Here is a 23,687-nt window from a genome sequence, read left to right as displayed (position 1 = left end):
TAAGGTAACTCTACCATAAAAATGTATAATTACATCATTGCTACTAATATAGTAATTAATCATTTTAATGGTAGGATGAATATTTATTTTTATCTAATTTTTTCCATTAACATTATCCCGTCTCTATCTATAGACTTTAAACGAACTTTTTGTAAAGTATTGGGGATTGCTTCTCCTAATGGAGCTTTCACTCTGACATAATTTTCTGTATAACCGAAGAGACAACCTTCTTTTTTTTTATCTTCGAAAAGCACGGAGTGTACGGTACCTATTTGACTTTCGTAAAATTGGATCCGTTTTTTAACTGATAAACCTTTAAGAACTTTATTTCGTTTATATCTAATATTTTTAGGAACTATGCCATCCATTTGGATAGCCTCCGTCCGCTTCCTTTCAGAATAAGTAAAGACATGAAGATATGATATATCTATTTCGCTTAAAAAGCGAAAACTTTCTATGAAATGTTTATCACTTTCATTGGGAAATCCGACGATTACATCAGTTCCTATACAAGCTTGAGGGAGAAGTAACTTAATCTTTTCTACCTTATCAGCATATAGCTCTCTAAGATAACGTCTTCGCATTTTTCGAAGAATATCATTACTACCTGATTGTAAAGGAATATGAAAATGTGGAACGAATTTCCTACTTTGAGCTATAAATTCTATAATTTCATTGCGAAGTAAGTTAGGTTCTATAGAAGAAACACGAAACCGATCAATCTCTTTTATTCCATCTAGTGATTCAATGAGTTCTAAAAAAGTATTTTTGTGCGTTTGATTACCAAATTCGCCCTTACCATAATCTCCAATATTTACTCCAGTTAATACAATTTCTTTCACTCCATGACGAGAGATTTCCTTTGCATTGTTTACAACATTTTCCAAACTATCTGAGCGAGAGTTTCCTCGTGCTATTGGAATAGTGCAATAACTACATTTATAATCACATCCATCTTGGACCTTCAGAAAGGCTCGAGTTCTAGTTCCTATAGAATAGGAACCCATATACGGAGTTCCGTTTGAACAGGAATGAATATCTCCTCTTTCTTTTTTAGAAATATCAGACAGATAATCTGTAATTTTGAATCTTTCATTTATTCCTAATACTAAATCCACACCGTCAATACGTGAGAGTTCTTCAGGATTGAGTTGAGCAGAGCAACCTATGGCAATAATAAAGGCTTTTGGATTCCTTTTTAAAGCCATTCTAACAATATGTCTGAATTCTTTCTCCGCTTTTTTAGTTACCGAACAAGTACTAATCACATAGATATCAGCATTTTCTTCAAATTTTACAACAGAATATCCTTGAATTAAAAAAGTTCTAGAAATAGTGGAAGTTTCAGCAAAATTTAATTTGCATCCCATTGTATAAAAAGCGACTCTCATCACAGAGATCACATATTAATTATTAGTAAAATATTCAGCTATGCTGTTATGATTTGCCTTTATTCCTTTTTTTCCTTTTTTCCAATTAGCTGGACACACTTCGCCGTATCTTTCAAAGTATTGCAAAGCATCAACAACACGAAGAGATTCTTCTACATTTCTACCTAAAAAGAGATCATTCACTAGCTGATGACGGATAATTCCTTTTTTATCTATAAGAAAAAGACCTCTATAGGCAATCAGTTCTTCATTAGTATACACACTATGTATATTTTTTACATACAACTCTCCAGCTAATACCCCATAGTTGTAAGAAATATCTTTATTTGTATCGGCTACAATTGGATAAGTAATACCCTGTATCCCTCCCTTACTTTTTGTAAGTTGTAGCCAGACCCAATGAGATTGCTCGGTATCTGTAGAAATAGCGATGAGTTGCACATTTCTAGATTCGAAATCTTTTAATCTTTCCTGAAAAGCATGTAATTCAGTCGGACAGACAAACGTAAAATCTTTAGGATAAAAAAATAAAAGAACATATTTTTTATCTTGGAACTGTTCTAGTGTGAAATCACTAACAATTTCTTTCCCGTTAACAACGGCATTTACTCTAAAATCAGGAGCCTTTTTTCCAACTAATAACGCCATAAATAATGTTTTTAACAAATTTATATTTTATTTCTTCTATAAGATAAAACTTTTGCTACGGTTACTCCTATTTCAGCTGGAGATTCCACTACATTGATTCCGCAATCTCTAAGAATATCAATCTTAATTTCAGCGGTTTCGTTTTTATCTCCTACAATAGCCCCAGCATGCCCCATAGTCCTACCTTTTGGAGCTGTTTTTCCGGCAATGAAACCAATTATGGGTTTTTTATTCAAGGATTCCTTCACCCATTGAGCGGCTTGGGTTTCAATTTGTCCTCCAATTTCTCCTATCATTACAATAGCATCGGTTTCCGAATCTTCCATAAAAAGAGAAATCACTTCTTGCATGTTTGTCCCAATAATGGGATCTCCTCCAATACCTATAGCCGTCGAAATCCCATATCCAGATTTTACTATTTGATATGCAGCTTCATAAGTTAGAGTTCCGGATTTAGAAACAATACCTACTCCCCCCCTTTTAAAAACAAAACCAGGCATAATCCCGACTTTAGATTCTTCTGAAGTAATAACGCCAGGACAATTAGGTCCAATCAGACGGGAATTTCTATGCTTAAGATATTGCTTAACCTTAAGCATATCAGAGATAGGAATGCCCTCCGTAATGCAGATGATAAGATCTATTTCAGCATATGCGGCTTCCATTATTGCGTCAGCGGCAAATGCAGGAGGGACAAAAAGGATACTGACATTCGCTCGAGTAGCCTTAATTGCTTGTTCAACAGTATCAAAAATAGGGAGGTTTAAGTGTTTATTACCACCTTTTCCAGGAGTAATTCCACCAACCAACAATGTACCATAATTTATCATTTGCTGGGAATGAAAAGTTCCTTCTTTACCAGTGAATCCCTGAACAATAACACGTGAATTTTTATTAACGAGTATACTCATAGTGAAATAACATACCTATTTTAAAACTATAAAATATTAGACTCTTTCTATATAGACCCCATTTTCAATATTTATTTTGACGTTATCACCTGTTTTAATAAACAATGGAACTTGTATAACAGCTCCGGTTTCCAAAGTAGCCAGTTTTCTCGCATTGGTAACAGTGTCACCTTTAAGTCCTGGTTCAGTATAAATGACTTTTAGAATACTTTCGTGAGGGATTTCAATACTCAAGGGAGTTTCATCATATTTTTGGAAAGTAATAGTTACTTCCATCCCTTCTTTTAAAAATTGTTTTTTACTAATGAAATTTTTAGGAAGTTGCACTTGATTATAACATTGTGTATTCATAAAATGATAACTATCTTTGTCCTCGTAAAGGAACTGATAATTATGTGATTCCAAGAATACTTTTTCTATTTTATGTCCTGCTGGAAACGTGTGATCAAATACTTTCCCGGTAGTCAAATTTCTAAGTTTTGTCCGGACGAAAGCTGGTCCTTTACCTGGTTTTACATGAAGAAAATCTATGATCTTACACACGTTATTATTAAAACGAATGCACAGACCTTTTCTAATATCTGAAGTAGATGCCATAAAAATATATTTTATCCGTTATTGATTCATTTTAACCCTTATGACTTGGGCTTAAGCCTCTATTACCAATTTGTTATTTACCATGTCTCTCCGCCTTCTTGAAGTAATTCCATTTTGTGGATCTTCTTTCTTACTTAGGACTCCCTACTGCTTGAGCCATAGCTTCTACTTTAAGTACACCTGTAAAAAAAGTGGAAGGCGGGAAGATTTTTAATTACTACAATATACTTATTTGTAAGATTTATCTATGAACCGAAATGGAGGCTTATGTGACACCATTGATGTCGTATACAGTTTTTGTGATATCCCACTTTTTTTCTCTCAGCCTTTTGATGAATAATTCCTGCTTGTTCAATCGCTTTCAGAAAAGGCAGTGATGACCATAATCTATTTCAATGAGTACATTATCTAAATAAGCTCAGGACTTCGATTTAGACAAGCAGGTATTTTAGGTTTTTCTGGAATATCGATACGAACAAATATAAAACCTGGATTGTGCAGGTTTAAAACTTAGATTAACTTTCTTTCCTGTGTTAAGTACAATTACGGTGTTTAAGATTTGAATCATTATCCTCTTGCATTATTTTTCACCTTAAACTAGCATTTAAGTATATTTCATTGGAAGAATTTACTCATGCAGCGAATACGTATATATAGGATCTGGAAAAACTAGTTTAAGACAACGTATTAAATAAAAAAGATTTGCTGAGGCAAGAGAAGAATACACGAATTAATATTAAAATGTATGACCCTTTTTAGATGTTGCTTTAAACCATGAATTTTACAAGACGTTTATTTTTCTTTCTTTTAGGGGGAATTTTGGGTATATTGCTTATTACGGGATTTTTTGGTAATCGTGTACTCTTATTTGCACCCAATAAACGAATATTAAACTTTCTAGGTAGAAAAGAAATTATTATAAATAATAGCTGTTCCCTTTCATTACCTAATGAATTAAAGACTTATGCAGATATTTCTTTTATCAGAAAGAAAGTGCTTAAAGATGGAAATATTTCCTTTTCAGGAAGTATGACAAGAAAAAACCCATTTCCAATATATAAGATTTTATATAAAGATATTAAGACTCATAAAATCTATGCTTTTTATATTGAAAATAAAAAGAACAAAATTTTCGTCGAAAAAATACAAACATTATAAAAAATGAAAAGAACTTATCAACCATCGGGAAGAAAAAGGAGAAATGTTCACGGATTTATAAAACGAATGGGAACTAAAGGAGGAAGAAAAATATTGTCTCGAAGACGTGCAAAAGGTCGGAAAAATCTTACGGTAAGTAATGTCAGATATAAACGATAGAATATTAACTGCTTATCAGGAAATTTCAGACCAAATACATTATTTTTCTATCAACTCGTTAAAAGAACGTGAAACGAATTGACTAAGACGTTCTCCGTGTAAAAGGTTCTGAGAAATCAGAGCTAATTCCATAGATTTTTCTATAAGTTGTTTTTTTCTTACTTCGTCTGATTCAGACAAAATTCTTTGTATTAATTCGTGATTTATATTAACAACTAAATTATATCCTTCAGGTATTCCTAACATTCCCCTTCCACTCATTTGCCTAATCTCTTTCATACGGCGCATTAACTCAGGAATAGTAATTATAAAAGGAGAAACCTTACTGTTTAAATTTTCTAAATTTATAGTAAATTTATGCTTATCTATATTACTTTCTAATAGTTTTTTTAGTTCTTTTTTCTCATTTTCAGATAATTTGGAAATGATGTTTTCTTCTTTTTTAATAATATTATCAATATGATCAGAATCTACTCTAGAAAAAGAGACATCCTTGTATTCTTCCTCAAGTTTTTGTATCAGATGAGGAGCAAGTGGACTATCTAAAAGTATTACCTCATAACCTTTTTCTTTAGCCGATTGAATCGAACTATGTTGAGCTTCTTTGTTAGAAGCGTACAGATAAACGCATTTTCCATTTTTCTCAGTCTGTATTTCTTTTATCTTTTCTGTAAATTCGTCAAAAGTATAGAAAATCCCTTCAGTATTAGGATACAGAGCGATTTTTTTTACTCTATCAAAAAATTTAGCCTCGCTCAGCATCCCATACTCGATGATTATTTTTATATCTTCCCATTTTCTTTCAAAATCTTTTCTGTCATTTTTAAAAATACTTTCTAGCTTATCAGCTACTTTTCTAGTAATATATCCAGATATTTTTTTTACAGATGCATCGGATTGCAGATAAGAACGGGAAACATTGAGAGGAATGTCCGGAGAATCAATCACACCTCGAAGTAAATGAAGAAATTCTGGAACGATATTTTCTACATTATCAGTAACAAAGACCTGATTTTGATAAAGTTGAATTTTATCTTTTTGGATTTCTATATGATTTTTTAGTTTAGGAAAAAAAAGAATTCCTGTTAAATGGAAGGGATGATCTATATTAAGATGAATCCAAAAGAGTGGATCTTCAAACTGGGAGGGATAAAGTACTCTATAAAATTTCTGATAATCGTCTTCGACGAGTGTCGAAGGTTGTTTTGTCCAGGCCGGAGTAGTATCGTTTATGATATTGTCTATTTTAATTGTAGATTCTTTATCCTCCGAGATTTTTTTTGTTGTTTCACGTTCTCCGAATTTTATTGGAATAGGCATAAATTTACAGTATTTATTAAGTAATTCTAGAATCCGGGACTCTTCAAGAAATTCCTTACTATCTTCATTTATATGCAAAACAATTTCGGTCCCATGTTCTTTTTTATCTTGTATTTCAAGTGAAAATTGAGGTGAACCATCACAACTCCAATGAACAGCGGGAAATTCTTTCTTGTACGATTGACTAAAAATCTCCACTTTATCAGATACCATAAAGGATGAATAAAATCCTAACCCAAAATGTCCAATCATTCCGTGAGTTGTATCAGTTTGATTTTTGTACTTATTAAGAAACTCTGAAGCCCCAGAAAATGCAATTTGATTGATATACTTTTCTATTTCTTCTTCTGTCATACCTATTCCTTGATCCAGGATATGTAGTGTGTTTTTCTCTTTATTAATTTTTATCTCTATTTTCGGATTCCCAAGTTGTTCTATAGGAATCTCTCCAAATTCGGCAAGAGCTCTAAGCTTAAGAGTAGCATCCGTAGCATTAGAAATTAGCTCTCTTAGAAAAATTTCATGATCTGAATAAAGAAATTTTTTAATAATTGGAAATATATTTTCCGCAGTAACGTTAATAGTTCCCATGGACATAATTTTATTAGGTAATATCACCTATGAAAGGTGGCAAAGGCTATACCATATAGTATAAATAATACACTTTGGCATCTAAACCCTTTTTTCGGGCCGAATATTTTTAATATATGCAAAAATTTCATTTATATGATCTGGTTCAAACCATGTCACCTCTGGATCATTTCTATACCATGTGAGCTGTCTTTTTGCATAATGACGAGTATTTTTCTTTATTTCTTCAATAGCTCTTTCTAAGGAAAGTCTTCCCTCAAAATAAGAAAACAATTCTCTATATCCTACGGTTTTTAAGGCATTTAAATCCTTATTAGGAAAATAAAGTCGTGCTTCTTCTAGAAGCCCTTTTTGCATCATATCATTTACACGTTGGTTTATACGTTCGTAAAGGAATTCACGTGGTGAATTTAATCCGATTTTAATAGTACGAAAAAAACGGTTTTTCTTCTTTTGATGAAACAAGAAAGAAGAAAATGGGAGACAACTAGTCCGAATAATCTCCAAGGCACGAAGAATTCTTTGATGATTATTTTTGTCTACCATTTGGTAATAAACTGGATCTTTTTTTTTAAGTTCTTTTTGTAATGGAATCAATCCTTCTTTCTTAAAGAGGGTTATCAAATCTTTACGTATTTTAGGATAGGTTTCTGGAAATCTGTCTAATCCTTGTGTCAGTGCCTTTTCATAAAATCCAGAGCCTCCTACCATTATAACTACGGAATAACGGGCGAAAAGTTTTTCCAATTTTGTTAGTGCATCTCTTTCAAAATCTCTAGCGGTATAATATTGATGAATACTCAAATGTCCAATAAAATGATGCGGGATTCTTCTACGTGCTTCTTCGTCTGGAGGAGCTGTTCCTATTTTTAGTTCTTTATAGAACTTTCTGGCGTCACAGGAAATAATTTCTGTTTTCAATTTTTCGCTTAAAACTAAGGATATATTAGTTTTTCCAATCGCGGTAGGACCTATTAGCGTGATAAGTGTTCCTTTCATCTCTAGAAATTTGATTTAAAAGCCAGGAATCTACCAATACCAGTGCTGCCATAGCTTCTACAATAGGAATGGCTCTAGGAACTACACAAGGATCATGTCTTCCTTTACCTTCCACTAATACTTTTTGGACCTGAGAATAATCAACACTTGGTTGCGTTCTCATAATGGTAGATACAGGTTTAAAACCGACACGGAAATAAATATCCATCCCATTTGATATACCACCTTGGATCCCTCCTGAAAAATTAGTTTGAGTACTTGTTGCATCTGGATTGAACAAATCATTATGAGTTGAACCGCGCATTTGTGTACCAATAAATCCACTACCATAGTCAAATCCTTTGACAGCATTTATAGAGAGCATAGCTTTTCCGAGATCTGCATGGAGTTTATCAAAAACAGGTTCTCCTAATCCTATAGGAACATTTTGGATTACACAACTAACAATTCCACCTATTGTATCTCCTTCTTCACGGATTTTATTAATAAAAGAAATCATGTCTAAAGCAATTTTTTCATCAGGACAACGAATAGGAGTATTCTCAATATGAGAAAAATCCAATTCTTTATAAGATTTATTTAAAGTAATAGGTCCTACAGATGAAACAAATGCGTGGATCCTAATCTTCTTAAGCAATTGTTTAGCAACGGATCCAGCTACTACACGAGTGGTCGTTTCCCGTGCAGATGATCTTCCTCCTCCCCTATAATCTCTCACCCCATATTTTTTCATATAAGTCAAATCTGCATGTGAAGGACGATAAACTTCTTTAAGATGAAGATAATCTTTAGATTTTTGATCCTGATTGTAAATGACAAATCCTATAGGAGTCCCAGTAGTTTTATTATCATAAAGACCTGAAAAAAAGTGTACTTTATCGGTTTCACGTCGTTGAGTTACGATATGAGATTGTCCAGGAAGACGACGATTCAACTCTTTCTGAATTTGTTGGAAATTAAGTTTAAAATCTGAAGGGCAACCATCTATTACACCTCCTATCGCTGGTCCATGACTTTCCCCAAAAGTAGTTACCCGAAAAAGTTTTCCAAAAGTATTTACCACCATATATCATTTTTGTTATTAAAAGTGCATGCTTTGTTCTTATGTTCTTATATAAATTTCACATAGGTTACTGTGCTTCTTTCTTTTCTGGTAGAATTCTTTTATAAGATTGTATGATTAAACGTATGCTTTTGTTATACTGATAGTATTGAATAATCCAATTTGTAAGCACGATTATTCTATTTCTAACATGTATTAAATTAATGAAATGTATATATATCCAAATCAACCAAGCAAAAAAACCTTTAAACTGTAACCAGGGTAAATCACAAACTGCTTTATTTCGTCCAATAATAGCTATAGATCCATGATCTATATAACGAAAAGGTATCATTTCTTTACCTTCTGCTAATAAATTAAGGTTCTTAGCAAGATGTATACCTTGCTGAATAGCTGGTTGAGCAATCATTGGATAGGCATTCCGGTTATCTCTTTTCATAGCAGCTACATCTCCTATAGCAAAAACCCCTTCATAATTTTTGACCATATTATAAGCATCTACTCGAAAACGCCCTTCCTCTATAGAGACATTTTCAAATCCTTCTATTATGGACCCTTTGACACCTGCAGACCATATTAAATTCACAGATTCTATCTTTTGACCATTATCTATATAAACGGTATTTCCATCATAATCTTTTACAAGACAGTTAAGCCAGATGTTGACTCCTGATTTTTTTAGATAATTCAGAGTGGCATCTGATGAGGCTTTGGACATACCATCAACTAATCGAAATGTAGCCTGAATTATATGTATGCTCATACGGCTTATATCAAGATCAGGATAATCCTTTGGGAATATAAAGTTTTTCAATTCACTTAAAGCACCAGAAATTTCGACTCCTGTAGGACCTCCTCCAGCAATGACAAAAGTCATTAATCGATCACGTTCTTTTACATCTTTAGTAAATAAGGCAGTTTCAAAACTTTGCAAAATTAAGCTTCGCAATTTTATTGCTTCCATAACAGACTTTATTGGTAAAGCATAACGTTCAATATTCTTATGACCAAAAAAATTGGTGGTAGATCCAGTAGCTATGATCAGGTAATCATAGGAAAGATCTCCCATATTTGAATATACTTTTTTAATCTTAGGATCAATCCTATATACATTTGCTAATCGAAAGTAGAAATTTTCTTTATTTTTAATAATTGTGCGTATAGGGTGTGTAATAGAATCAGGTTCCAGACCCGCAGTAGCTACTTGATACAAAAGTGGCTGAAAAGTGTAGTAGTTGTTCTTATCAAGAAGAACAACTTGAAATTTGTCTCTTCTAAGTTTGGTTGCGATTTGGTATCCTCCAAATCCAGCACCTATAATGACAACTTTTTTTAAATTACATTCCGGTATATTCATATTTATAATGCTTTATGATGCTAAGGAGTGTACAGTTAAAATTTAAGTTTAAAAATAAGAAGATGGGAACGATAGATACGGTTAGCGTATAGTGGATTTTCACCGTATTCATTATATTATGTTCTCTTTAAAATTTTTATAGGTGACAGAGAAAGTTATAGAAACCATTCATTATACCATATTTTTTAATGGAGAAGGTTATTTTACTCTACAAAATAAACTTCCAAATTACTCCAGCTTATTTATTATGACGGATACCCACACGTCTCAATTATGTTTGCAACATTTACTTCGTCTCGTACCATATTTGAAAAAAGCACGCATTTTTTGCATTCCTTTTGGAGAAAAGGAAAAAAATATCCAAAATGGTCTTGATATATGTCGGAAACTAAATAAGGAAAATGCCGACAGAAAGAGTTTGCTGATTAATCTGGGAGGTGGGGTTATTACCGACAGTGGAGGTTTTTTTGCCTCAATTTTTAAAAGAGGTATATATTTTTTGAATATTCCAACAACTTTATTAGCTATGGTAGATGCCTCCACAGGAGGGAAAACTGGAATAAATCTCGACAATCTGAAAAATGAAATTGGGGTATTCAACTATCCAGATCTACTTATCATAGATAAACATTATCTAAAAACTTTATCTAATAGGGAATTAAAATCAGGAATGGCGGAACTTTTTAAATATGGTCTTATTGCAGATAATTTTTTTTGGGAAGAAATAAAGAACCGATCCAAACATATGCATTGGGATGATTGGAATGAATTCATTTATCAAGCAAATTTGATTAAAAATAATATTGTTACTGAAGATCCATCTGAACGAAAAGGTCTACGTAAAATTTTAAATTTTGGACATACTATAGGACATGGTATAGAAAGTTATTTTCTTCCTACCTATTCTCCTCTTCGACATGGAGAAGCTATAGCTCTGGGGATGGTTTGCGAATCTTGGATTTCTTGGAAAATGAATGTACTTTCACAGAAACAACACGAAGAAATTTCTAAAACTTTATTAAGTATATATCCTTTCCGAGAAATTAATGAACAAATTTTAAACAAAATACTAAAGTATATACGTCAGGATAAAAAAAAATTGCAAGAAGATATTCATTTTTCATTACTTAGAGAAATTGGGATATGTACTTATCACCATAAAGTTTCCAATGATATTATAAAACAAAGTTTTCAATCTTTAAAAAGAAACAATTCAGAAATAGATGATTAAAAAACTGATCCCTATTTATATTGAAGATGAAATGAAAACTTCCTATATCGATTATTCGATGTCGGTTATTGTTTCAAGAGCTCTTCCGGATGTCAGAGATGGGTTAAAACCTGTTCATCGACGTGTCCTTTTTGGGATGCATGAATTAGGCATGTTGTCTAATAGACCTTATAAAAAATCGGCTCGTGTAGTTGGTGAAGTCTTAGCTAAATATCATCCTCACGGAGATAATTCTGTATACGATGCTATGGTCCGCATGGCCCAGAAATGGTCTTTACGTTATTGTTTAATAGACGGACAAGGCAATTTTGGATCAATAGATGGAGATGCTCCAGCAGCTATGCGTTATACTGAAGCTCGATTACAAAATCTTTCCGAAGAAATGCTTACTGATATTGAGAAAGGAACAGTAGATTATCAACTTAATTTTGATGACTCATTAGAAGAACCTAGTGTTTTACCTGCAAGTTTTCCTAATTTGTTAGTAAACGGGTCTTCTGGGATCGCTGTAGGAATGGCTACTAATATAGCCCCACATAATATAAAAGAATGCATTGAGGCGATTTGTGCTTATATAGACAATACAGCGATTAGTATAGATGAATTAATGCAATACATAAAAGCACCTGATTTTCCCACCGGAGGGATTATTTATGGATATCAAGGTGTAAAAGAAGCTTTTCATACTGGACGTGGTTGCATTATCTTACGTGCGAAGACACGATTAGAAAAAATTAAGCATAGAGAATGTATCATCGTAGAAGAGATCCCTTATCAAGTAAATAAAGGTGACCTTCTTGTTAAGACCTCCTATTTAATAAAAATCGGAAAATTAGAGGGAGTAGCTAACATTCGCGATGAATCAGATCGGGAAGGTATGCGTATTGTATATGTATTAAAACAAAATGCTGGACCTGAGATAGTATTGAATAATCTTTTTAAAGAGACATCATTACAAATATCATTTCACATCAATAATGTTGCTTTAGTTAAGGGAAAACCTATGCAAATTAATCTAAAAGATATGATTCGTTATTTTGTCGATCATCGTCATGAAGTAACTATTCGTTGTACTCAATATGACCTTAAAAAAGCACAGGATAGATCTCAGATTTTAGAAGGATTGCTTTTTACTTTAAGTCAATTAGATGTAGCTGTAGACTTGATTAAAGGTTCAAAAACTCCTGATGAAGCTTCTGATAAACTCATAATGCAATTTAAACTTACGAAAACTCAAGTAAAAGCTATTCTTGATATGAGATTGCAACGATTTACGTTTATAGAACGTGAAAAACTCGAAAAAGAATACAATGACCTCTCTAAAAAGGTAGAAAGGTTTAAAGAAATTCTTGATAAAGAACCAATTCGTATGCAAATAATAAAAGATAAGTTACTAGAAATCAAGGAGAAATATAAAGATGATCGAAGAACTATGGTTTCATACTCTGGAAAAGAGGTAACAATGAAAGATCTTATACTGAATGAATATGTAGTATTGACTATATCGCATCATGGCTATATAAAACGAACGCCACTTTCAGAATATAAACGTCAATTACGTGGAGGAATAGGAAATATTGGAGCCAAAACTCGTGACGAAGATTTTTTAGAACACTTGTTCGTCGCAACCAATCATCAGTATACACTTTTTTTCACGAAAAAAGGAAAGTGTTTCTGGCTCCGAGTCTATGAAATTCCAGAAGGTTCAAAAACATCTAAGGGACGTGCTATACAAAACTTGATTAGGCTATCTCCGGATGATAGAATATGTGCTTATATTCTGAGTGGAGATCTTGATGATGAAAAGTATATAAAAAACCGATATGTGATAATGGTTACTGAATCGGGAATTATTAAAAAAACACCCATAAAAAAATATTCAAGGCCTAGACGAAACGGAATCAATGCCATTACCATACGAGAAAAGGATACTCTTTTGGAAGCGGAACTAACCACTGGAAACAGCGAAGTCCTTATTGCTGTAAAAAGTGGAAAAGCGATTCGGTTTTCTGAAAAAAAAGTACGGCCTATGGGAAGGATGGCTTGTGGAGTAAAGGGTATTAGGATGAGCGAGGAAGATGACAAAGTCATAGGGATGGTCTGTGTAAAACCAGATAATAAAGAAGATATACTAGTGGTTTCAGAGAAAGGTTATGGTAAACGTTCTTTTTTGGAGAATTATAGTATAACTAACCGTGGAGGAAAAGGTGTAAAAACCATCAATATTACTAAAAAAACTGGGAAACTTATTTCTATTACAAGCGTTTATAATACCAGCGACTTGATGATCATCACAAAAGATGGTATAACTATAAGAATATCAGTGTCGGATATTCGTATAAGTGGACGTTCAACACAGGGAGTTCGATTAATTAATCTCAGAGAGGGTGATGAAATTGCAGCAGTAGCCAAAGTTGGGCAAAATAAAGAAATTCAATAAGTCATAACTCCAAAATACTTTAAAAATTATGTACGTACAGGCAGAAATAAGAAAAAATATTATCGCAGATTCCAACGCCAATGTTCCTCTAGAAGAATTTGACTGGAGTGACTACTGTGGGAATAATGTAAAAAAAGAAGAAAGAGAAAGAGAAAAAATAAGTGCCCTATATAACGAGCATTTGACCAATATAAACGAATATGACCTCCTTCGTGGAAAGATTACAAAAATACTGGACAAGGAGATTGTAGTAGATATAAATTTTAAATATGAAGGGATTATTCCATTAAGCGAATTTCGGGACCACCTTAATATTAAGGTAGGTGATCTCATTTATGTTATGGTGGAAAAACGAGAATATAAAGGACAACTAATTCTTTCTCATCGGAAAGCAAATATATTACTTGCTTGGAAACGTGCTAAGGAAGCTTATAATAAAAAGGAGATTATTACTGGAAAAATTATTGGAAGGACTAAAGGTGGTCTTATTGTAAAGATACTGACCCATATTGAAGCCTTTATGCCAGGTTCTCAAATTTCTCATAACCCACTTTCTGATTTTGATGCTTTTTTTACTGATTCCTATAATAAAACAATGGAATTGAAAATTATTAAAATAAATGATAAGTTAAAAAATGTGGTAGTATCTCATAAAGCACTCATAGAAGAAGATATTGAAAAACAAAAAAAAGAATTTATGGCTGACCTTAAGCCCGGGAAAGTAGTTCTGGCTACTGTCAAAAATATTACGAACTATGGAGCTTTTTGTGATCTGGGTGGGATAAACGGTTTGATACATCATACCGATATTTCTTGGAAAAGAATAAATCATCCTTCAGAAGTTCTGAAAGTAAATCAAGAAATAAAAGTGGTTATCCTCAATTTCAATGAGGAAAAAAATCGCATTCAATTAGGAATGAAACAAATTGTTTCTCATCCATGGAATAGTCTCAATGAAAATATAAAAGTGGGTGATAGAGTAAAAGGTCAGATAAAAGCTATCACAGAATATGGGGCATTTGTAGAAATAGAAAATTTTACTGGAATAGAAGCTTTGTTACACGTTTCTGAAATGTCATGGGATAAACGGTTGAGAAGAGCAAAGGACTTGGTAAAAATAGATGAGACAGTAGAATGCGTTATACTGACGTTAGATCGGAACGAGAGAAAAATGTCATTAGGAATGAAACAGCTTACACATGATCCCTGGATTTATATACAAAAAAAATATCCTGTAGGATCAAAACACACTCGTATTATACGGAGTTTCACGAACTACGGCGTATCTGTATACCTGGAAAAAGGTATAGAAGGGATGGTTTATAAATCGGATTTATCATGGGATAAAAAAATAAAACATGCTTCAGAACTATTCAAGATAGGAGACTCTATAGAAACTGTAGTTTTAGAGTTTAATCAGAACAAAAAACGGATTATTATGGGTCATAAACAGATAAATAAAAATCCGTGGGAATATTCCGAAAAAAAATATATTGTTGGAAGCGTTCATACCGGAAAAGTTATAGATCTTTTAGAGAAGGGCGCTACTGTTCAATTGGAAGATAAAAACGTTAAAGCATTCATGCCCTTGCACGTTCTTGAACAAGAAAACGTAAAAAAATATAAACAAATTTTTTGCAAAATCATAGAGTTTCATAACAAATTAAGAAAAATTGTGATTTCTCCAATCTCTCTTTCTAAAGAAGAGGAGAAAAAACATATTAAAAAAATAACAAAGAAGCAACACGTTGATAAGTTTACATTAGGTGATCTAGGGTAGTTAAAAAAGAAAACCGAGTTGAGAACTACATAAATGTCTCAATGTCTCAATGTCGGTCAGGATAAATTTTCATCTATTTCGTTAGATTTTGTTTTGGGTTCCTTACTTACTGTATTATATGGGCTTTTCTCAGTAACTTCCCATATTGCCCGTTGCATTTCTTGAGTCACATTATGAAAATAACGGAGATTTTTTCCTAATGAACGTGCAATGTATGGCATTTTTTGGGGCCCAAAAATTAAAAAGGCTACAAGAAGTATAAAAAAACTCTCCTCAAAATTTATAAATAAAAGTTGCATTAACTATTTTTTTGATTTAGGAAATCATCATAATAGGATTTTCTAGAAACTGTTTAAGCGTGCCTTGTCCTATGATCGCATGCTAAGCTAAGTTTCATAATATTTCCAGTAACAATTTGACCATGTTTGATAACGGGTTTTTCCAAAATCGTTCCTACAGAAAGGATACAGGAATTAGGTTGATTAATAATAGAAGTGAATATTTCTATACCGAACATTCCTAAATTCGAAATGGTAAAAGTACTTCCTTCCATTTCTTTTGATTGTATTTTTCTTTCTCTGGCACGGCGGCTATATTTGTCTTTTGCTTCTACTGAAATTTTACGTAACATTTTTTTATCAGCTTGTAAAATTCCCGGAACGAACAGTTCTGAAGCAACAGCTATTCCGATGTTAATATTATCGTGTGATCCTCTTTCCACGTAGTTGTAGCCTTGATTATAAAATCATTAAAAGAGATTTTAATATCTTTTAAATTTTCGTTAATAACTTTCCGATATTGGACAGTATTTTTCATATCAACTTCTATCATTAAATAATAGTGCGGGGCTGTAAACTTCGATTCAACCAATCTCTTTTTATTAGACGACCCCACTTCCTTTTATTTTTGAAAGTGAAATAGATTTTTCTCGTGCAATTTTTCTAGCTAATGGAGAAGAGAAAATCCTTTTCTTATTATTAGTTTTTTCCTTTACAGAGTTGGGTAAGTTACTTTATCAAGGAGGGATAACAGCCAATACACTGTCTACGGGAGGATAGAAGATATCCGTTATATTCAGATTCGAATTCTTGAACAGCGCTTTATCCGTTTCTATTTCAGCAAGTAAATCTACCAGTATCCCATTTTACTACAGTGCCTTCCTCCATAGTATCACTTAAACGAGGCATAGTTATTAATTCTACCATCTTATTTTTCAGTCTGGATCTTTTAACCAAAAAGGATAATCTTTTTGATTATATACAACTTCATACATTTGCTCAATTGGAGGAAAATCATAAAGTTCAGCAAATCGGGCGCATTCTTCTACATCTTTCTTAACTTGCGCTTCTATAGCTTTAAGCTTATTTTCAGAAGCCCACTTTTTTTAGACTCCTCAATTTCGTTTTTGTTTCTCCTCTAAATCTATAGGTTTTCCAAAAACGTTGGTCCATCTCCGTAACGAGCCTTTTCAATAGCTTTGGACGTTTTTTCAGCTACCGGGAGTTTCCAAATCACCCCGTTGAAATATTTATCCTGGGATCTGTCCTCCAACAATGTTTTTTGCTTATGCATCGAACCTCCAGTTACTTTTCCACAAAGTTCAGCCTTTTACCCATTGACAAAGCAGACGGTCTTTACTCCATACAGCCGTAATGGCTTCTTGTCTGATTTTTTGTTTTAAATATAGAGAACGACATTTGTCTTCTCCAAAAAAACATATCAGCATCCCATTGCAAATAATCATTTTTAGTAATTTTCTTCATGTTTAAATCGGATTAGATTCACATCACAAAAATAATATGAAATATGGAATATAAATTTATATTCGTTTTTGCCTTAGTAACCACCGATTTTTCCCACTGACAAGACGATAAGATTTTGAAAACAGTTGTTTTCCAGGCTGTGCTTGTAAAAGACGTTTTAAATCAGGCAAATTTTTAAATCCATAGGGAGAAAATAACCGAAAAAGATAACCGTTTATGGGATGAAATCTTTTTAAAACTTCAGTATTTATTTCCCATAAAAAAGGATCAATCTTCTTCATCACTGTAATTTGTATTCGTGATATCTGAACTGCTTGTTCTGAAAGAGAATAATACTGATTGAGGTGATAGAGAGTATGAGAAAAATTTTGATAAAAATTAGGGAAAACTTTAAAGAGAACAGGGACTACACGATGTCTGATAACATTTCGGAAATATTTAGATTCTTTATTACTGGAGTCCTCTCTCCAATGAAGATTACGGCTCCTAGCATATAGCATAATTTGTTCTCTAGTGAAAGGTAATAACGGACGTAATATAGGTCCTACCTTTTTAGGAATTCCAAGTAATCCCTTTAACCCAGTTCCTCTTGACAAGTTAAGAAAAAAAGTTTCTATTTCATCATTGAGATTATGACCTAAAACTATACAATCACAATGAAGATTTTTCCCCAAATGATAAAACCAATTATAACGTAAAGTCCTCGCAGACATTTGGACAGAACATTTATTCATTTTGGCATGAGTCAGAATGTCAAAACGTTTACCATAAAATGGGATTTGTTTTTGGAGACATTTGTTTTTTACAAAATCCTCATCAGCATCGGACTCTATAGAGCGCAACTGAAAATTAGCGTGTGCCACGCTCAATGAAAAAATAGAATTTTGTAAAAGATCTAGTAATACCATACTATCTACTCCACCACTCACCGCTACTAAAATATGTCTAGTATTTGATGGCAGGATTTGATTAAAGTTATTGAAAAAAGATAATCTTAAATCCATAAATTATAGAGATAATAAGAAATCGTGGATATCTAGAGCTATTTCGGCAATAGATTTATCAGAAACATCTATTGTATAATGAGCTCTTTCATAAAAGGCGACTCTATGTATAAGGTGATGAGAAATAAATTCGAAAAGTTTTTCCTCATAGAGATGAGATATGATCGGACGTTGATCCTTTTGAGTAAAAAGACGTTTAAATATTATATCTGGAGTTAAACGTAGATAAATTGTCTTCGCGAATTGTTTCATTATTGAAATATTGTTACCATAACATGGGGTACCCCCACCTGCAGAAAGAACATACTCTTTTTTAGATTTTAAAAACAGTGCTAAAAGATTTTTTTCTATAGATCTAAAATGATCTTCACCCTTTTCTAAAAATATTTTTCTAACACTTTGTTTTTCCTGTATTGTTATAAGTTCGTCTAGATCATAAAAGTGAGACTTTAAATAGTTAGCTACTATTCTTCCAATAGTAGTTTTCCCACTTCCCATATATCCTATTAAAACAACTCGCACAATTTTCTAGAATTAGGTCCTAATTTAAATTATAGCTTGTCAAATCCAAAAAATAATTGTACATTTTCCTAATAAAGGGACCTGGTAGCTCAGTTGGTAGAGCATTACACTTTTAATGTAAGGGTCCTGGGTTCAAGCCCCAGCCAGGTCACAAGGGATTGAATATTTTTTCATATAGTTACTTTCCAATACAAAACTTTGAAAAAATATTTTTAAGCAATTCTTCACTACTAATCTCCCCACTTATTTCTCCCATAGATTCTAATGCTTGTCGTATATCTACTGCTAGTAGATCTCCGGAATGATTTTCTTGAATTCCTTTTTCAATATTGCAAATAGCCTTTAAAGATCTATGTAAAGCGTTATAATGTCTTATATGGGTAAGTATAGGACGATTTTGTAACATACTACGATCAATCGTATTAGAAAGTGCTTTTAATATACTCTGTATCCCTTCTTTTTTTTTCGCTGAAATACTAAAAAAAACATAAGGGAAATCTTTTACCTTAGTAAGGTCTGATTTATTAGCAATAATAAAAATAGTTTTGTCAGTATACGTTGTATGTAAATTTTGTATTTCTTCTACAACAGTTTTTTCTTTAAAATTTGTTGCATCAAACATATAAAAAATTACTTTTGCTTGTTGCATTTTTTCAAAAGTTTTCTTAATACCCAAAACTTCGACCCGATTCTCTGTGTTACGTATTCCTGCTGTATCAATGAAACGAAAACGGATACCGTCAATTATTATTTCATCTTCAATGATATCTCGTGTAGTTCCCGGAATTTCTGAAACAATAGCTCGTTCTTCATTTAATAAAACATTAAGTAAGGTCGATTTTCCTACATTGGGTTTACCTACAATAACTACAGAAATTCCTTCTTTTATCGCGTTACCTAATGCAAAAGAGTCAAGTAAAGTCTGAATATGTTTTTTAATACGTATTAGGAACTTTGAAAGTTGTGTCTTATCATACGTAGAATCATCTTCTTCGGGAAAATCTAGAGAAAATTCTATAAGGGAGGAAAACTCGATAAGTTTCTTTCGTAGGGATCGAATTTTATTTAAAACTCCTCCTTTAAGTTGCTGCATTGCTAATTGATGATCAGTTTTTGATGTTGAAGAGATTAAATCGGATATAGCTTCAGCTTGAGATAAATCTATTTTTCCGTTGAGAAAAGCACGTAATGTGAATTCTCCTTCATTGGCTGAACGAGCTCCTTTTCTAATAAATAATTGAATAACACGACGGACTATATAAGGAGAGCCATGGCAAGAAATTTCTAGAAGATCTTCACCTGTATAAGAATGCGGTGCTTTAAATACAGCAACTAAAATTTTGTCTAAAATTTCCTCTTTATCAACAAGATGACCAAGATGCAATGTAGAAGAATGTTGAAATTTTAAGTTTTTTTTTTAACCGGCTTGAAAACTGGCTCAACTATTGAAAAAGCCTGAGACCCTGAAATTCGTATAACAGAAATAGCTCCTAGGCCCTCAGGAGTAGCTAAAGCTACAATGGTATCTTGATTAAACATAACGGAATTAGACATTTTTAATACAAAGTTAATCATTTACTAATCGTTCTAAGCAGCTTTTATTACCATGTCAAATATGAATAGGTCTATTTTCAGTAGTTGCTAGCGCTGCTTCACGAATGGCTTCTGTAAAAGAAGGATGTGGATGTGAAATTCTAGCAATATCTTCAGCAGAAGCTGAAAATTCCATAGCTATAATAGCTTCCATGATCATGTCAGATGCACGAGCTCCTATCATATGAACTCCTAATACCTGATCAGTATTTTTATCTGCTAATATTTTTATAAATCCATCTAAATTGCCACAGGCCCGGGTTCTACCTAATGCACGCATAGGGAATTGACCAGATTTATAGAGTATTTTATTAGTTTTCAACTGTTCTTCTGTTTTTCCTACTGTAGCCACCTCAGGAGAAGTATATATTACTGAAGGCATCAATTCATAGTTAATATGCGGATTTTGTCCAGACAAATGTTCAACTACAAAAATACCTTCTTCTTCAGCTATATGAGCTAACATAGCTCCCCCAATAACATCCCCAATAGCATATATGTTTTCACAAGTGCTTTGCAATCTGTTATTTACAGGAATAAACCCCTTACTTGTAGTTTTTAATCCTATCTTTGCAAGTTGCAATTCCTTTGTATTAGGCTTTCTCCCAACAGCTACCAGCACATAATCTGATACAAAGGAAAGAGATTCTCCAGATTTTGTCTTTGCCAACACTATGACCTCTTTCCCATTTGATTCAGCGGAAGTAACTGAGGTAGAAAGATAAAATTTTATTCCTGACTTTGTTAAAATTTTTTTAAGTTCTCTAGACACAGAAAGATCCATGAAAGGAACAATTCGGTCTGAAAATTCAATGACTGTTGTCTCACTACCTAGTCTTCTATATAGAGAACCGATTTCTATCCCAATTACCCCTCCTCCAATAATAACCAAACGGTTGGGTATTTCTTTTAATGAAAGAGCTTCAGTAGAGCTAATGATTCTATTTTTGTCTATCCTTAAATAAGGAAAACTAGATGGTTTTGATCCAGTAGCAATAATAGCGTTTCGAAAAGAAATTTCTTTATAAGTCCGATCTTGAGATTTTATCTCAATTTTATTTTTTGTTTTGAAACCACCTGTTCCATGATAAACAGAAATTTTATTTTTATTCATTAGGTACTTTATTCCTTCACAGGTTTGAAATACAACTTGGTTTTTTCTCTCCATCATTTTAGAAAAATCTAATGAAATATCTTTATAAATAATACCGTGCGAGAGGAAATTTTTTAGGGCATTTTGGTAATATTCTGAAGAGTCTAATAGCGTTTTAGAAGGAAGACATCCGACGTTTAAACAAGTACCTCCAAGAGTAGAATACTTTTCAATAATAGCTGTTTTAAATCCAAGTTGTGCTGCTCTGATAGCGGCTACATAACCACCCGGGCCAGAACCAATGATAATTAAATCATAGATATTCATTTTCTTATTTTTACTATGAATATAATACTAATGCGCTTTTTAGTAATAAGAACCCCATTTATATTTGATATTTTTTCTATAATGTCAGAATGACATCTTTAGATATTTATATTTTTTGGCAAGAATTTTGTAATTTGTTTTTTGCAAAATGTAACTTATGAATACATCACTTAAACAAGAACTGACAAAAAAATTAGAAAAAGAAAAATATAAGTTTTTGCGTCTTTTTGCTGAATTTGAAAATTATAAAAAACGTATTCATAAAGAACGAATAGATCTATTTAAAACTGCTCATAAGAATGTTATGATAACCTTAATTCCTGTACTAGATGATTTTGAAAGGGGTATATCGGAAATAAAAAAATCAAAAAATGATGACATTATTCGAGGTGTTGAATTAATACAAGATAAATTGTTACGAATTCTTAAAGAAAACGGGCTTAAAGAAATACAAGTTAAAAAAGGAGATTCTTTTAATACTGATTATCATGAAGCTATTACTCAGACGTTATCTCCTTCAGAAGAATTAAAAGGAAGGATTATAGAAATAGTAGAAAGTGGTTACAGTTTACATAATAAAGTAATTCGGCACGCAAAAGTTATCGTTGGTAAATAAACAGGTCATGGCAAAAAGAGATTATTACGAAATATTAGGAGTCTCAAGAAATGCCTCTGCAGAAGAGATTAAAAAAGCTTATAGGAAACTTGCTATACATTATCATCCCGATAAAAATCCTGGAAATAAGACAGCAGAAGAAAAATTTAAGGAAGCTGCTGAGGCTTATGAAGTGTTGAGTTCTCCTGAGAAAAGAAAAAAATATGATCAGTTTGGACATTCCAGCATCGGAAACACCTATTCTGGTGGAGCAGGGATGAATATGGAGGATATCTTTGCTAATTTGGGGGATATTTTTGGTGATGCTTTTGAAGGTGCGTTTTCAGGTTTTGGATTTGGAGGAGATCCTCGAAAAAAACGTATAAAAGGAAGTGATCTTCGAATTAGAATAAAGCTATCCTTAGAGGAAATTTACAAGGGTGTAGAAAAGAAAGTAAAAGTCCGGAGAATGAAAATGGCCAAAGGGGTAAGCTTTAAAATATGTAGACATTGTAAGGGAAATGGACAATTTTCTCAGATTACCAATACTTTCTTAGGAAGAATGCAAACTCTGAGTACTTGTGGAGCATGCCAAGGCAGAGGAAAAATTATAGATCATATTCCTGTTGGAGCTAATAGTCAAGGGATGATTAAGGAGGAGGAACTCGTAAAGATCCAGATTCCTGCGGGAGTAACAGAAGGGATGCAGCTTAAAGTAGCTGGAAAAGGAAATGAAGCTCCTTTTGAAGGGATTAATGGAGATTTGATTGCTTTAATTGAAGAAATGCCACATGAAAAACTACAACGTGAAGGTCTAAACTTACATTATGATTTAGATATATCTATACCTGAATCTGTTTTAGGAACCACTAAAGAAGTCACTACCTTAGTAGGTAAAGCACGCATTACTATAGAATCTGGAACACAATCAGGAAAAATTTTACGGATGAAGGGAAAGGGAATACCCAATTTTGAAGGACGTGGTTATGGAGATATGCTAATCCATATTAATGTTTGGATTCCTAAAAAAATAAGTCGTGAACAAAGAGAAATGTTTGAAAAAATGAAAGAGGACGATAATTTTATTCCACATAAGAGTCAGGAAAAATCCTTTTTTGATCGTGTAAGAGAGATGTTTTAATCTA

The 23,687-nt window shown here is 32.7% G+C and carries 19 protein-coding genes, 1 tRNA gene and 2 pseudogenes; 8 read left to right on the top strand and 14 right to left on the bottom strand.

From position 1 onward, the window contains the following. Nucleotides 1–89 precede the first annotated feature (89 nt). Genes mtaB through efp form a run of 4 tightly spaced genes read right to left on the bottom strand, consistent with a single transcriptional unit; the run spans nt 90 to nt 3,547 of the window. Nucleotides 90–1,391, bottom strand: coding sequence for a tRNA (N(6)-L-threonylcarbamoyladenosine(37)-C(2))-methylthiotransferase MtaB (mtaB, locus tag FNIIJ_RS00510; protein ID WP_394332476.1), 1,302 nt, complete (start codon nt 1,389–1,391; stop codon nt 90–92). Between the two features lie 15 nt (nt 1,392–1,406). Then, a complete protein-coding gene (locus tag FNIIJ_RS00505) occupies nt 1,407–2,039 on the bottom strand; it encodes a peroxiredoxin (protein WP_038436106.1) in 633 nt (210 codons plus the stop codon). Between the two features lie 20 nt (nt 2,040–2,059). Beyond that, nucleotides 2,060–2,950: a succinate--CoA ligase subunit alpha gene (gene sucD, locus FNIIJ_RS00500; protein ID WP_038436105.1), complete on the bottom strand. Its 891-nt coding sequence runs from the start codon at nt 2,948–2,950 to the stop codon at nt 2,060–2,062. A gap of 36 nt (nt 2,951–2,986) precedes the next feature. After that, nucleotides 2,987–3,547, bottom strand: a complete 561-nt coding sequence (gene efp, locus FNIIJ_RS00495) for an elongation factor P (RefSeq protein ID WP_038436104.1) — start codon at nt 3,545–3,547, stop codon at nt 2,987–2,989. Between the two features lie 774 nt (nt 3,548–4,321). On the opposite strand from efp, the gene FNIIJ_RS00490 reads away from it, so the two are divergent. Both FNIIJ_RS00490 and rpmH read left to right on the top strand, forming a co-directional pair. Next, nucleotides 4,322–4,705 (top strand): hypothetical protein, encoded by a 384-nt coding sequence (locus tag FNIIJ_RS00490; protein ID WP_038436103.1) that lies wholly within the window; start codon nt 4,322–4,324, stop codon nt 4,703–4,705. Nucleotides 4,706–4,708: 3 nt separating this feature from the next. Then, the gene (gene rpmH, locus FNIIJ_RS00485; protein ID WP_038436102.1) at nt 4,709–4,864 is read left to right on the top strand and encodes a 50S ribosomal protein L34; all 156 of its coding nucleotides are present in this window, start codon (nt 4,709–4,711) and stop codon (nt 4,862–4,864) included. A gap of 39 nt (nt 4,865–4,903) precedes the next feature. Here the strand turns inward: rpmH and htpG are convergent, their stop codons facing one another. The 4 genes from htpG to FNIIJ_RS00465 form a co-directional block, all read right to left on the bottom strand. Then, nucleotides 4,904–6,781 carry a molecular chaperone HtpG gene (htpG, locus tag FNIIJ_RS00480; protein ID WP_038436101.1) on the bottom strand — a complete coding sequence of 626 codons (1,878 nt, stop codon included), beginning with the start codon at nt 6,779–6,781 and terminating at the stop codon, nt 4,904–4,906. Between the two features lie 75 nt (nt 6,782–6,856). Further along, nucleotides 6,857–7,774 (bottom strand): tRNA (adenosine(37)-N6)-dimethylallyltransferase MiaA, encoded by a 918-nt coding sequence (miaA, locus tag FNIIJ_RS00475; RefSeq protein WP_038436100.1) that lies wholly within the window; start codon nt 7,772–7,774, stop codon nt 6,857–6,859. Next, the gene (gene aroC / locus FNIIJ_RS00470) at nt 7,722–8,840 is read right to left on the bottom strand and encodes a chorismate synthase (RefSeq protein ID WP_051673235.1); all 1,119 of its coding nucleotides are present in this window, start codon (nt 8,838–8,840) and stop codon (nt 7,722–7,724) included. Before aroC ends, miaA begins: the two co-directional genes overlap by 53 nt. Before the next feature lie 64 nt (nt 8,841–8,904). Continuing rightward, nucleotides 8,905–10,194 carry an NAD(P)/FAD-dependent oxidoreductase gene (locus tag FNIIJ_RS00465; RefSeq protein WP_038436099.1) on the bottom strand — a complete coding sequence of 430 codons (1,290 nt, stop codon included), beginning with the start codon at nt 10,192–10,194 and terminating at the stop codon, nt 8,905–8,907. Nucleotides 10,195–10,336: 142 nt separating this feature from the next. Here FNIIJ_RS00465 and aroB point away from each other — a divergent pair, with 142 nt between their 5' ends. From aroB to FNIIJ_RS00450, 3 genes are read left to right on the top strand one after another with little or no spacing between them, the layout of a single operon-like run. Next, nucleotides 10,337–11,425, top strand: coding sequence for a 3-dehydroquinate synthase (gene aroB / locus FNIIJ_RS00460; protein ID WP_081823211.1), 1,089 nt, complete (start codon nt 10,337–10,339; stop codon nt 11,423–11,425). Beyond that, nucleotides 11,418–13,865, top strand: coding sequence for a DNA gyrase subunit A (gyrA, locus tag FNIIJ_RS00455; protein ID WP_038436098.1), 2,448 nt, complete (start codon nt 11,418–11,420; stop codon nt 13,863–13,865). The genes aroB and gyrA overlap by 8 nt, the downstream gene beginning before the upstream one ends. Nucleotides 13,866–13,893: 28 nt before the next feature. Further along, nucleotides 13,894–15,645, top strand: a complete 1,752-nt coding sequence (locus FNIIJ_RS00450) for a 30S ribosomal protein S1 (RefSeq protein ID WP_038436097.1) — start codon at nt 13,894–13,896, stop codon at nt 15,643–15,645. 56 nt (nt 15,646–15,701) lie between these two features. Here the strand turns inward: FNIIJ_RS00450 and FNIIJ_RS00445 are convergent, their stop codons facing one another. From FNIIJ_RS00445 to FNIIJ_RS00430, 4 genes and pseudogenes are all read right to left on the bottom strand, one after another. Beyond that, nucleotides 15,702–15,944 carry a Sec-independent protein translocase subunit TatA/TatB gene (locus tag FNIIJ_RS00445; protein ID WP_038436096.1) on the bottom strand — a complete coding sequence of 81 codons (243 nt, stop codon included), beginning with the start codon at nt 15,942–15,944 and terminating at the stop codon, nt 15,702–15,704. Nucleotides 15,945–15,960: 16 nt separating this feature from the next. Further along, nucleotides 15,961–16,853 (bottom strand): annotated as a pseudogene (locus tag FNIIJ_RS01910) (dihydrolipoamide acetyltransferase family protein); the annotation flags it as partial. Nucleotides 16,854–17,464: 611 nt separating this feature from the next. Then, the gene (tilS, locus tag FNIIJ_RS00435) at nt 17,465–18,412 is read right to left on the bottom strand and encodes a tRNA lysidine(34) synthetase TilS (RefSeq protein ID WP_051673233.1); all 948 of its coding nucleotides are present in this window, start codon (nt 18,410–18,412) and stop codon (nt 17,465–17,467) included. Nucleotides 18,413–18,415: 3 nt separating this feature from the next. Then, a complete protein-coding gene (locus FNIIJ_RS00430) occupies nt 18,416–18,934 on the bottom strand; it encodes a shikimate kinase (RefSeq protein WP_076690902.1) in 519 nt (172 codons plus the stop codon). 78 nt (nt 18,935–19,012) lie between these two features. Between FNIIJ_RS00430 and FNIIJ_RS00425 the strand changes: the two genes are divergently transcribed. Beyond that, nucleotides 19,013–19,085 (top strand) — tRNA-Lys (locus FNIIJ_RS00425). 27 nt (nt 19,086–19,112) lie between these two features. Here FNIIJ_RS00425 and mnmE read toward each other — a convergent pair. Both mnmE and lpdA read right to left on the bottom strand, forming a co-directional pair. After that, nucleotides 19,113–20,473: pseudogene (gene mnmE / locus FNIIJ_RS00420) on the bottom strand (tRNA uridine-5-carboxymethylaminomethyl(34) synthesis GTPase MnmE). 70 nt (nt 20,474–20,543) lie between these two features. Next, nucleotides 20,544–21,947, bottom strand: a complete 1,404-nt coding sequence (lpdA, locus tag FNIIJ_RS00415) for a dihydrolipoyl dehydrogenase (RefSeq protein ID WP_038436094.1) — start codon at nt 21,945–21,947, stop codon at nt 20,544–20,546. A gap of 157 nt (nt 21,948–22,104) precedes the next feature. On the opposite strand from lpdA, the gene FNIIJ_RS00410 reads away from it, so the two are divergent. Together FNIIJ_RS00410 and dnaJ are read left to right on the top strand one after the other, a co-directional pair. After that, nucleotides 22,105–22,563, top strand: a complete 459-nt coding sequence (locus FNIIJ_RS00410) for a nucleotide exchange factor GrpE (RefSeq protein WP_051673232.1) — start codon at nt 22,105–22,107, stop codon at nt 22,561–22,563. Nucleotides 22,564–22,570: 7 nt separating this feature from the next. Beyond that, on the top strand, nt 22,571–23,683 hold the full coding sequence (dnaJ, locus tag FNIIJ_RS00405) for a molecular chaperone DnaJ (RefSeq protein WP_038436309.1): 1,113 nt from the start codon (nt 22,571–22,573) through the stop codon (nt 23,681–23,683). Nucleotides 23,684–23,687: the final 4 nt, after the last annotated feature.

The sequence above is a fragment of the Candidatus Walczuchella monophlebidarum genome (assembly GCF_000709555.1).
Classification (GTDB): Bacteria; Bacteroidota; Bacteroidia; order Flavobacteriales; family Blattabacteriaceae; genus Walczuchella; species Walczuchella monophlebidarum.
The sequence above is the reverse complement of the archived record's forward strand: the minus strand, read 5'-3'. Positions and strand labels throughout refer to the sequence as shown.